General features: G+C 31.3%; 11 protein-coding genes. 7 read left to right on the forward strand and 4 right to left on the reverse strand.

Annotated features, from left to right (window positions below):
* Positions 1 to 147: 147 nt before the first annotated feature.
* Complete coding sequence (locus BN38_RS01535; RefSeq protein ID WP_044565150.1) at positions 148 to 1380, reverse strand: aminopeptidase; 1233 nt, start codon at positions 1378 to 1380, stop codon at positions 148 to 150.
* 204 nt (positions 1381 to 1584) lie between these two features.
* On the opposite strand from BN38_RS01535, the gene BN38_RS01540 reads away from it, so the two are divergent.
* From BN38_RS01540 to BN38_RS01555, 4 genes are all read left to right on the forward strand, one after another.
* Complete coding sequence (locus BN38_RS01540) at positions 1585 to 2985, forward strand: FtsX-like permease family protein (protein ID WP_044565151.1); 1401 nt, start codon at positions 1585 to 1587, stop codon at positions 2983 to 2985.
* A 23-nt stretch (positions 2986 to 3008) separates the two neighbouring features.
* Entirely contained in the window at positions 3009 to 3653 is a 645-nt protein-coding gene (locus BN38_RS01545; RefSeq protein ID WP_044565152.1) for a hypothetical protein, read from the forward strand.
* Position 3654: 1 nt separating this feature from the next.
* A complete protein-coding gene (locus BN38_RS01550) occupies positions 3655 to 4287 on the forward strand; it encodes an ATP-binding cassette domain-containing protein (RefSeq protein ID WP_044565153.1) in 633 nt (210 codons plus the stop codon).
* 101 nt (positions 4288 to 4388) lie between these two features.
* Positions 4389 to 5129 carry a MurR/RpiR family transcriptional regulator gene (locus BN38_RS01555; RefSeq protein WP_044565154.1) on the forward strand — a complete coding sequence of 247 codons (741 nt, stop codon included), beginning with the start codon at positions 4389 to 4391 and terminating at the stop codon, positions 5127 to 5129.
* On the opposite strand, the gene BN38_RS01560 is transcribed toward BN38_RS01555, so the two are convergent.
* Genes BN38_RS01560 through BN38_RS01570 form a run of 3 tightly spaced genes read right to left on the reverse strand, consistent with a single transcriptional unit; the run spans position 5126 to position 7915 of the window.
* On the reverse strand, positions 5126 to 5572 hold the full coding sequence (locus tag BN38_RS01560) for a PTS sugar transporter subunit IIA (protein WP_044565155.1): 447 nt from the start codon (positions 5570 to 5572) through the stop codon (positions 5126 to 5128). The genes BN38_RS01555 and BN38_RS01560 overlap by 4 nt on opposite strands.
* A complete protein-coding gene (locus BN38_RS01565) occupies positions 5556 to 7004 on the reverse strand; it encodes a PTS fructose transporter subunit IIC (RefSeq protein ID WP_044565156.1) in 1449 nt (482 codons plus the stop codon). Before BN38_RS01565 ends, BN38_RS01560 begins: the two co-directional genes overlap by 17 nt.
* A complete protein-coding gene (locus tag BN38_RS01570; protein WP_044565157.1) occupies positions 6992 to 7915 on the reverse strand; it encodes a 1-phosphofructokinase family hexose kinase in 924 nt (307 codons plus the stop codon). Before BN38_RS01570 ends, BN38_RS01565 begins: the two co-directional genes overlap by 13 nt.
* A 221-nt stretch (positions 7916 to 8136) precedes the next feature.
* Between BN38_RS01570 and pepF the strand changes: the two genes are divergently transcribed.
* The 3 genes from pepF (at position 8137) to gltX (ending at position 12333) form a co-directional block, all read left to right on the forward strand.
* Entirely contained in the window at positions 8137 to 9936 is a 1800-nt protein-coding gene (gene pepF / locus BN38_RS01575; protein WP_044565158.1) for an oligoendopeptidase F, read from the forward strand.
* Between the two features lie 32 nt (positions 9937 to 9968).
* Entirely contained in the window at positions 9969 to 10634 is a 666-nt protein-coding gene (locus BN38_RS01580; protein WP_230197704.1) for a formate/nitrite transporter family protein, read from the forward strand.
* A 217-nt stretch (positions 10635 to 10851) separates the two neighbouring features.
* Positions 10852 to 12333 (forward strand): glutamate--tRNA ligase, encoded by a 1482-nt coding sequence (gltX, locus tag BN38_RS01585; RefSeq protein ID WP_044565159.1) that lies wholly within the window; start codon positions 10852 to 10854, stop codon positions 12331 to 12333.

The raw sequence follows: 12333 nt of genomic DNA on the forward strand, positions 1-12333 counted from the left end.
ACCAGGAAAAGAAATATAACAAGTTGTAGAAAATTCTTGGATAAATTATTTTTTGAGAATCAACAATAAAATAATTATTAGACGAATAAAAAAACGTGCTAAATTTTAATTGTAAATTAGCACGTTTGTAATTAAGTTTTCTATCGATTAAATTGCCCAGTTACCATCTACAAATATTGGGTATTCTTCCTCGTTTTTGTAGGCTGTGATTTTAAGGTCACTTGTTCCCACCATGAAGTCTTCGTGGATCAGAGAGTCGTTGATTCCTCTTGTCTTTAGTTCGCTATCTTCAAGCTCTGCTCCACCTACTACACAGGTTGGATATGCCTTGCCTAGGGCGAAGTGGCAGGATGCGTTTTCGTCAAATAGTGTGTTGTAGAATAAGATGTTTGAGTTTGAGATTGGGCTATCGTATGGAACTAGGGCGATTTCGCCTAGGTTTTTGCTGCCTTCATCAGAATCTAACATTTTTGCTAATGTATCCTTGCCTTCCTTGGCGTCAAAGTCTACTACCTTTCCACCTTGGAAAGTAAATTCAAAGTCATTGATTACTACACCATTGTAAACAAGTGGTTTTGATGCAACTAGTCTGCCATCTACCCCATCATATTGTGGAGCTGTGAAAACTTCTTCTGTTGGCATATTTGGTATAAATAGGTCGCCTTTGGCATTTTTTGAGCCAGCGGACATCCAAATATGATCTTTTGGAAGTTTGACCCAAAGGTCTGTTCCATTTGATGATTCGTAGTGAACTTTGTCAAATTGGTGGTCGTTTAGGTATGTTGCCTTTTCTTCGAGTGTTTCGATGTGTTTTGACCAATTTGCTTTTGTATCTTCCCAAGAATCCGTAACTCTTGATACATCAAGGATTGTGTCCCAAAGCTTTTCGTAAGCTTCATCTTCGCTAAGGTCTGGGAATACTTTTTTTGCCCATTTTTTGGTTGGAACTGATATTACAAGCCAGCTTACAATATCGTTCATGGTATATTTTACAAATTCTTTAGTAGCCTTGGAATTTTCGCGAACTGCTTCAGAAATTTTTGCCTCATCAAGACCCTTCAATAGATCTGGGTCTTCGGCATAGATTGAAATTCTGTTTGATTTTTTGTCAGCTATTTGATATTTTAACTTTTCAATCTTCCAATCAGGCACTTCATTTAGTGTTTCTTGGTCTTGGTTTTCGTAAGTGAGCCTTGTAATAGCATCATCTCTCCAATCAATAGAAACATTTCTTGCACCTTTTTCATAAGCAGCTTTTGTAATAAGCCTAGCAAGCTCTGGGTTTTCAACAGGAGAAGTAATTAAAACATCTTCACCATCTTTAACATTAACACCAAACTCAACAGCAAGCTTGGCAAAATTTTCAATTCTTTTGTCCATCGCATCCTCCATATTAATAATTATTGTGCTTTAACCATAAAATTTCTTGAAATTTGTCTTATAGCATAAACTTATAGTATCAGTATACTCGTAAATATATATGAAAGCCCATAAGCTTACCGATTATATTGTTGTAAACTTATAAAAAAATATTGTCGTTTAATTTAACAAGGTATATAATCATTGTAAAGAGGTATATTGATTATGTTTATCAAGGTTTTCAAATTCAAAAAAATATTTTTAGGACTTATTTCAATTCTAATAATGGTATTTTCATATCCTATGGTCGAAGATATTTTATTTATGACTACAAAGAGATTGTCTCCTTGGGAATATGACGATTCCATGTCCTATAAGGAAATATTGGTATCAGATTTTGATGATGGAGATTCTCTTAAAAATAATATGCTAGACTTAGCAGAAGAATACAATGTAAATATTTACTTTAAAGACTATGAAGTTACTAATCCATATGATGAATCAACATATTATTACATAAGTGATCAAAACTTCTTGGATAAATTGCCATTTACTAATAAAATGACAATTGATGAATTTAATAATTCTACATATGAAATGACCAACAATAAAAAAATCAAATCTTTAGATATAATTTCAAGCAAAAAATTCATTGAATCCATAAGTAGCTTTAAAAACTATAAGTCAAAGAGATTTTTGGGGCAACTTTTAATATTTGGAGAAGATGATAACATAAATAATTTTGAAAATGAAATAGAAAAACTAGACATAAGCAAGTTAAACTTTGTTGATTTTAATCACGATATGTTTACATTCGAATTTTCTAGTATAGATAAGATAGTTTTTGCTACGCAAGAATTTATTAAAAATCTAGAACTTGAAGCACTATTGGTTTTATTACTAATAATAATTGCAATGGACATTAAATCACAGCAAAGAAAGACGGTAATTTATAAGCTTAATGGATATACCAATTTTAATATATTTTCTTTGTTTTTAAAAGAAAACATTTTTATATTTATATTATCATCCGCTATAGCTATTGTGCCTATTATTTTCATCTACCAGAAAGTTTTTAATATAAATTCATTTAAATTTTTACCAGATTACTTTTTTATCAGCTTAATAATAACAATCTTAATTTTTCTGGTGACTTTAATATCATGTCATTCATTAAACAAAGTTAATATAGTAGATACGCTTTATAGGAAAAAAGAAAATAATAAATTGAGTATTGGATTTTTAATTTTGAAAATATTAGCAATATGTATTTTAGGACTCAATTTATTAGAAACAGTAGAAGCAAAAAAAGAATATGATTTGTATACTGATGTCAGAAAAGTCTATAGTCCTATACATAAAGATTATTATATTCTAAATAGCAGTCATTTTTCAGCTGAGAGGCAAGTATATGAGGCAAAGGAAAAAGCCATAGATGATATTTTAAATATGGATGGAGTCTTATATTATGAAATAAACTATGACTCTAATCCTAAGATAATATCAGCTAATATGAACTATATAAATTCATTAAATTTAAACTCTATCGATAATGAAAAAATTGAAATAAATAAAGATAATAAATATAAGACCTATATAGTTACAAAAAATAGCGAAAAAAATTAAAAGAAAGCATCAAAAATTCGAAAATGTTATACAAATCTCGTGGTTTAGAAACAGAAAATCCAGAGATAATAGTAATTGATAACATATTGATGTATCCACAAATTAATGAATATATTCACGGAAGTAAGCCGATCGATGACTTTGTCATAACCGCTTGTGACAAGGATTTTCTAAATCCAGCTAATTTATTATTTAAAGAAAATAATATAAATACTTTGCAAGAAGAGATATTTCCTGCCTTTGATGATTATATTTCAAGCAACTTATTAAAATTTGAAAAAGAATCAGATTTTTATGGAAACTTTGAAAAAGAGGCACAATCAAAATTTATTGATTCAATGAAAAAAGTAACACTAATATTTCTAATTTATATAATTATAAATATTTACATATTTAATATGTCCTTTGCAGACGTGTCAAAAACACTAGCAGTGAAGATGTTACTAGGCAATCCTATACAAAAATCTAGTATAAAAATATTCTTATGCAATGTATTTTTAACATTAATAAGCCTTTCATCAGCATCCTATTTTTTAAAATTTAAATCAGGTATATATTTGAAGCTGCTTTTTGGATTAGTTGTCTTAGACCTCGTTGCTTATATATGTAACTTAGTGAAATATAAAAACAATCTGATCTTTGTATTGAAATCATCAATGGAGGAATAAAATGGAAAGTCTAATAAAGTTAGATAAAATAAGCAAATCGTATGGCTCAAAAAATATATTTACTGATTTTTCTTTTGAAATTTCTAAAAACGAAAAAGTATTAATTATGGGGCCTAGTGGGGCGGGCAAATCGACTTTACTAAATATTTTAGGAACCTTAGAAAAAGTAGATAAGGGGCAAACAGTGCATTTTTCATATAAAAATATAAGGCCACAAAGCAAAGAGTCTATAATTTTATTAAGAGAAAAGATATCCTATTTATTTCAAAATTACGCCCTAATTGATAATGAAACAGTTGAAAAGAATTTAGAATTAGCTTTGAAATTTTCTAAGGATAAAAATAAGGAAAAGATAATAGATGATGCACTGGAAAAAGTAGGTTTAAAAGGCTACAGAGATAGAATGGTTTACTCATTATCGGGAGGTGAACAACAAAGAGTATCCTTATCTCGCCTATTAATAAAACCATCAGAAATAATCCTAGCTGATGAACCAACTGGAAATCTAGATTATGAAAATGCTAAGGTAGTTATGAATATACTAGAAGAACTTTATTTAAAAGGAAAAAGTATAGTCATGGTTAGTCATGATACTAGATTTGTAAAAGATTTTGATAGAGTTATTGAACTATAGAGAAAAGGAAAATAATATTTAGAATCTTATTATATTTTATTATTATTTTGTAAATAGTTATGATAAAATATAGCTTATTATAGATTGACAATGGAGGAAATATGATATTTAAAGAAAATCTTAATAATCTAACTGATTTAGAAAAAGATATTATTTTCTATATTGAAAAAAACTCATGTGAAATACCAAATATGTCGATTACTGAATTGGCAGATAAAACTTTTTCTTCAATTTCTACCGTGTCAAGGGCTGTAAAAAAAGCGGGTATGGAAGGTTTTTCAGAATTAAGATATAGATGCTCATTACTTAACAAAGATGATTATCAAATTCAAAATATAAATGAAATCATGAATAAATCTTTGCAAGAAACAGTAAGAACAATAGATAATTTAAGTGTTGACGATATAAATCGAGCTATAGATATGATAATTAATTCAAATAAAATTTTTATAATTTCTAATGGATTATCGTCAAAGGTAGCGGATGAATTTGACTTGAAGTTGAATATACTAGGTTATAATACTTTTAATCTTAATGATGAAAATATTATTTGCAATATTGATAAACTAATAGATAAGGATGATGTGCTGATTGTTATTACTTTATTTGATACTCTAGAAAATTTATCTGTAAGCGCAAGAAAAGCAAAATATATAGGCTCTAAAGTTATTTTAATATCTTGTAATGAAAATAATAGGATAAAATATTACTCGGATATAAATATTTATGGATACAAACAGGACAATCGTTCAATAAAAGATTTTGATGTATCTTCACGATTGCCCCTATTCATTGTTGCCAGAACCATAATTGATTATTTAGTTTTAAAAAGTGGGTACTAATATCTTATATTTAAAATATCTAATATATCTTCTTTGTTTTGAGAATTATGAAGATTAACCCTAATATCTTTGTGCATTAGCATCTTTGAAATATCTTTTAAGATCTTAAGATGAGTTGTAGATTTTTGGTCACTTGGTATTAATAAGCAAATTATAAAATCAATAGCTTGTCCATCCATGGCATTCCACTCTATACCAATATTATTTTTTATGATTATAATTGACGGATTTATTATACTATTATTACTTGCATGTGGGATGGCAAATCCATCCATCATACCAGTTGTACCTTGATTCTCTCTGTTTATTAAATCTTTATAAACATCTTCTCTACTATCAGCTATATTCAAGTCAATAGCTACTTTAGCAATGAAGCTAAATATTTCTTCTTGTGTACTAAAATTCTGATTTAAAAAGATTGTATCTTTATTTAGTAGTGTCATTTTTTCCTCTCTCAATACTATGTTTTCTAAAACTTCCCATCATTAAAGCTGAAACCAAAGAACCAATAAGAATGGCAAATACCCATTTAAGTCCTCCGTTAACCACTGGTAGTACTAAGAAACCACCATGAGGAGCTGGAACTTCAACCTGCATAATGTAAATTAATGCGGCTGCAACAGAAGATCCAACCATTAAACTTGGAATCATTTTTATAGGATCTTTGGCAGCAAAGGGAATGGCTCCTTCAGTTATATGAGTGGATCCTAGTATAAAGTTTACTAACCCAGCATTATATTCGTCTTTATCATAATAATTTTTAAAAATTAGAACGGCAAACCCTGTTGCTAGAGGAGGCACTATACAAGCTGCTGAAACGCCAGCCATAAATTTATAGTTTCCTTGAGCTAGCAATGCTGTTCCAGTTACGTAAGCTGCTTTATTAACCGGTCCGCCCATATCAAAAGCAGACATACATCCGACGATAATTCCTAATAATATAGGGTTTGAATCTTCAAAACTTTTTAGAAAGTCCATCATTGATGTATTAATGCTATTCATTGGAACATTTAGGAAAAATACTAAAGTTCCCGATACAAATACACTTAGTAATGGAAGTATAAAAATCGCTTTTAATCCGTCTAAGGATTTAGGCATATTTTTTAATGATTTTTGTAATATTAAAACAATATAACCTGATATGAATCCAGCGGCAATTCCTCCCAAGAAACCACTACCACCCTGTACGCATAGCATGCCTGTTACAAATCCAGGCACTAGAGCAGGTTGCTTACCTATGCTTGAAGCTATAAAAGTCGCCAGAATAGGAACCATGAGACCCATTGCTGTTCCACCTATAGTGTTTAATAAGTGAGCAAACTGGTTATATTGATCACTTGTTGGATCTGAAGAATAAATCCCAAACAAAAATGATATAGCAATAAGTACACCACCACTAACTACAAATGGGAGCATGTGACTTACACCATTCATTAAATGGTTGTACACTTTCCTGCTTGAGCTTTTATTTTCTTTTATATCTGTATTTGAAACTTTTTCTTTTGATATTGATTCATTAATTTCTTTTTTAGAGTCGATGCTATCATCAGGGTATAATACTTTTCCTCTACCATTTATTGCATCTTCTATAAGTTGGTCTGCATTTTTAATGCCATTGCCTACTGAAGTTTCAATTATCCTCTTATTTACGAATCTTTCCGCTTCAACATCTTTATCAGCTGCGATTATAACACAATCAGCATTTCTGATTTCATCTTCTGTAAGCTCATTTTCTATTCCAATTTGACCGTGGGTTTCAACTTTTATGTCAACATCATGTTTTTGTGCAGCCTGTTCTAGTGCTTCTTGAGCCATATAAGTATGTGCAATACCTGTTGGACATCCAGTTGCTGCTATAATTTTTATTTTTGCCATATCTTTTTCACCTTTACTTTCTTGATATATTCTTCAACTTTATCTAGAGGACCTATACCAGCGTGTTCGGCTACATTTGCACCAGTAGCTGCAGAATATTTTAAAGAGTTTTCTATCGATTCATTATTTAAAAAATTTGCTAAGAAAGCCGCTAAAGATGCATCTCCACAGCAAGCGCTGCTTAAAAAATTAATTTTTGGAGAGTTACACTTATAAATTTCATTACCATTCATAAAATACATCCCATTTTCGCCATCTGTAAGTAGTATATTTTTTGCTCCCATGCTGTTAACAGTTTTAAGTGATTCTATTACATCATTTTCACTTTGAAGTGTAAAGTTAAATATATCAGAGAGTTCTTCAAAATTAGGCTTGATTAATATTGGATTATATTTTAATAGGCTCTTTAAATGTGATGAAGAAATATCTAAAATAACATTTATATTTTTATTTAAAACAGATTGAAAAATTTCATCATAAAATTCTTTGCTAACATTTTTTGGTAGGCTACCATTGATTGATAAGTAATCACCGTCTTCTAGTTTTTCTATTATTGATATAATTTCATTCAAATATTTTCTATCAATACTAGGACCCTCATCTACAAACTTAATTTCATTTTCGTCAAAACTTACAAAATAATTAATTCTAGTATCTTTATCAATAATAACTGGGATAGTATCTATTCCATTTTCGTTTAAATCTTTAATTATATACTTACCAGTAAATCCTCCGAACAACCCTAATACTTTAGATTCAATATTAAAAGCTTTTAAAACTTTAGAAACATTAATTCCTTTACCATTAGAAGAATAGTGTGAATTTTTGGTTCTGTTAACCTCGTTTATCTTTATATTATTTGCATAAGAATTTGCATCTATTGCTGGATTGAGTGTTAAAGTGTAAAACAAACTAGCCCCCTTTCATAATAAAATTATATTATAAATAAGCGTAAAAATGTTTTCATTATTTTTATAAGAATCAATACATTCGTTTGTTTTTCCAGTTTTCCTACAAAATATTTTGAAAAAATTTTCAGAGTATTAGTTTTTTATTTTTGTAATTAAAAAATATAGACTTTTTGTAATAATAATTAATAGTAAAATATTATTATATAGGATTGGAGGAATGTATGAAAAAAAGAAATGAAGTTGATGTTAAGGAAACTTGGGCTATTGAAGACCTTTTTGAAAGTGATGAGGTTTTTCTAGCTAGTATCGAAGAGCTCAAAAATATGGCAAATGATTTTGCTAAAAATCACAAGTCTTTTGAAAATGCTGATGATATTTATGATGCTTTGAATGAATATTCTAATATCCATGCCCTTGCTGATAGGCTTGGAACTTTTGCAGGAATTAGCATGGAAACTGATACTACTGATCAATCTATGGCAAAAAGATATGCGAATTTTGCCAATGAAATGAGTAAGGTTGATGCTTCTTTGAGCTTTTTTGAGTCAATGCTTGCTAAAACTGATAATAACTTACTAGAAGAAACTAAGGAAAAATATCCAGAATACACATATTACTTGGATCAAATTATCAAAAACTCTAAGTATTTATTAAGCGATGAGACAGAAAAAGTTTTGGCAAATCTTATGCCAACCTTTGATGCTCCTTACAAAAATTACAATGATATGCGTTATGGGGATATGGACTTTGAAGATTTTGAATACGATGGAGAAAAAATTGTTCTAAATCACAATACTTTTGAGGAATTTTTGGAATCTGATCCACGTGATGATTTACGCCGAGATGCTTTCAAGAGATACCACGATGTTTTGAGAAAATATGAAAATGCAGATGCTTCTGTTTATATGACTCATGTGGAAAATGAAAAGAGACTTTCTGATATCCGTGGCTATGAAACAGTATTCCATTATCTTTTGAGCATGCAAGATGTGGATTTTGATATTTATGAAAATCATATCGACACTATTATGACAGAACTTGCTCCTCATATGAGAAAGTATGCAGGAATTATCAAAAAAGTTTATGGTCTTGACCAAATGACCTATGCTGATTTGAAACTTGATATTAACCCAGATTTTGAACCAGAAGTAACAATTGACCAAGCTCGTGATTACATTGTAGAAGGGCTTTCAAATCTTGGTGAAGAATACAGCAGTATTTTAAACCGTGCCTTTGACGAAAGATGGATCGACTATGCACAAAACATTGGAAAGAGAACAGGTGCATTTGCATCTGGCCCTTATGGATCACATCCATTTATCATGACAACTTACAACAACAAGATGAGCCAAGTTATGACTCTTGCTCACGAATTGGGCCATGCTGGACAATTCTACTTTACAAACAACAATCAAAATGCCATAAACTCTGATATGTCCATGTACTTTGTGGAATCACCATCTACTGCTAACGAAATTACCATGGAAAGATTTTTGTTAAACAAGGCAGAAGATGACAAGGAAAAACTTTGGGTTCTATCTACAATGATTTCTAAAACCTACTACCACAACTTTGTAACTCACTTTATTGAGGCTGCCTTCCAAAGGGAAGTTTATAGAAAAGTTGAAGCAGGCGAAAGTCTTACAGCAGCAGATTTGGACCAAATCTTTAAGGAAAAATTGGAAGAATTCTGGGGCGATGCAGTTGTATTAACTGAAGGCGCTGAGCTAACATGGATGAGACAACCTCACTATTATATGGGCTTATATCCTTACACATATTCTGCAGGACTTTCTGTAGGAACAGTTATATCTGATAAAATAGTAAATGGCACAGAAGAAGACAGAGATAGATGGTTAGAGGTACTTAAAACTGGCGGTTCTATGGGACCAATCGAACTTGCAGCAAAAGCAGGAGTTGATATGACAAGTACCAAGCCAATCTCAGAAACTGTTGCCTTTATTGGATCAATCATAGATCAAATAGATGAACTTTGCGAAAAACTAGGCATGTATAAATAATAATTTTAACCTTAAGGAAATAGGTGAGGCTTATGGATAAGTTTGATGGGCAAAGTTCCCAAATGATAAAAAATCTCGTTTTGGGGATAATGGCTGGCATAATTGTTGGCTTTGGAGCAACGGTTATGATTGTAGTTGACAATCAGTACTTAGGCGCTTTCCTATTTGCAGGTGCCTTATTTATCATTTTAAGTTTAAAATATAATTTATTTACTGGCATGGTTGGATATTTTTTCTACAAGGAAAAATCTTCATTTAGCAAACAATTGATTATAGTTTTGCTGGGTAACCTTATAGGGACATTTGTTATGGCCAATCTTATGCGCCTAACAAGGCTTGGGCCAATTCTTATTCCAAAGGCTCAAGCAATTTGTGCTACTAAGCTAGATGATGGATATCTATCAGTATTTTTGCTAGGTATTTTTTGCAATATGTTTGTTACAAATGCCACTCACCAGTTTAAATACAATCCCTATCAAGTAGGCAAGTATTTGGCCATATTCATATCTATTATGACTTTTGCCCTATCAGGCTTTGAGCATAGTATTGCGGATAGTTTCTTTCTATTCTTATCAGGCATATATAGTAAAGAAGCTTTGATGTTCTTTGTTATAGTACTAGTGAGCAATATTATTGGTGGACTAATCATACCGACAGTGGCACTTTTCTATGATGAGGACTTCCGATTGCCAGGTTAAAAAATTAAATATAAAAAACTTATTGACAAAGTTGATTTTTGGAGTATACAATGTTATACTTAAATAAGCTAAGATGTGGAGGGAGTGTTATGCACTCCCTTTCATTATCTTTAAAGTATCAAATATTTATTATCAAAAACGGCAAAATATATTATAATTAATAAAGAACAATGATAATAAAATAATAATAATTGAAGTTAGTAACAAAGGAGTAATGATGAGTGACGTTAGAGTAAGATTTGCCCCATCTCCAACCGGTTACCTACACATCGGTGGACTTAGGACAGCATTATTTAACTATCTATATGCAAGACATACTGATGGAACAATGATTTTAAGAATAGAAGATACCGACAGGACTAGATTTGTAGAAGGAGCTTTGGAAAACTTATTGAAAGCTTTGGCTTGGTCTGGTGTTGAGATTGATGAAGGGGTTGTCCTTGATGAAAATGGCAAAGTGACAGAAAAAGGTGAATATGGCCCATACATCCAATCTGGCAGGGTAAAAGCTGGTATCTATGATAAATATATAGAAAAATTAATTGACGAAGACAAGGCTTACTATTGCTTCTGCTCACAAGAGAGAGTTGATGCAGTTCGTGACCAACAAAAAGCCGATGGTCTTACACCAAAATATGACGGTTTGTGCCGTTCTATACCAAAAGAAGAAGCTAAACAAAGAGTAGCAAATGGTGAAGAATATACAGTTAGACTAAAACTTCCACATGACCGTGAGATTTCATTTGAAGATAGGATTAAAGGAAAGATTACTTTCAATACAAATGATATGGACGACCAAGTTCTTATCAAACGAGATGGCTACCCAACCTATCACTTTGCAGTAGTTGTAGACGACCATTTGATGAAGATAACTCACGTAGTTCGTGGAGATGAGTGGATATCATCAACACCAAAACATGTTTACCTATACGAAGCTTTTGGCTGGGATGCACCAGAATATATCCACCTACCAACCGTACTAAATGAAAACCACAAAAAATATTCAAAACGTAACGGCGATGGAATGGTTGAAGACTTCATAGAAGAAGGATACACAGCAGAAGGTTTGATCAACTTCCTAGCACTTCTAGGATGGTCACCAGATAGCGAAGAAGAAATATTCTCTATGGAAGAACTAGCTAAACAATTCGACTTTGACAGAGTAAACAAAACTGGAGCTGTATTTGATAAGAGAAAACTAGACTGGGTAAATGGCCACTATGTTCGTGAAATGAGCGTAGAGGACTTGGCAAAAGAAATTAAACCATTCATGGTAAAAGCTGGTCTAATCAGTGAAGATTATCCTGATGATAAGATGAACCTACTTGCAAGTACCTGGCAATCAGCAATTGATAAATTCTCAGATGCTCCAAGCTTATCAAAAAATTATTATATAGAAGATAGCGAAGTTAACTTTGACGACGAAGCAAGAGACGTTCTAAAAGAAGAAGATTCAAGAAAACTAGTAGATGCATTTTTGGCAAAACTTGCTGAAGTTGACAAAATAGATCAAGAATTTGCATCAACAATTATGAAAACCCTACAAAAAGAAACAGGCATCAAGGGCAAGAACTTGTGGTTCCCAATTAGGGCAGCTATCACAGGATCAGTTCACGGCCCAGATCTTACAAGTGTGATGCTAATAATGGGCAAGGAAAAAATTGCTAATAGATTAAATTATGTAAAGGAAAACTTATAG

The sequence above is a fragment of the Anaerococcus provencensis genome (assembly GCF_000312365.2).
GTDB lineage: Bacteria > Bacillota > Clostridia > Tissierellales > Peptoniphilaceae > Anaerococcus > Anaerococcus provencensis.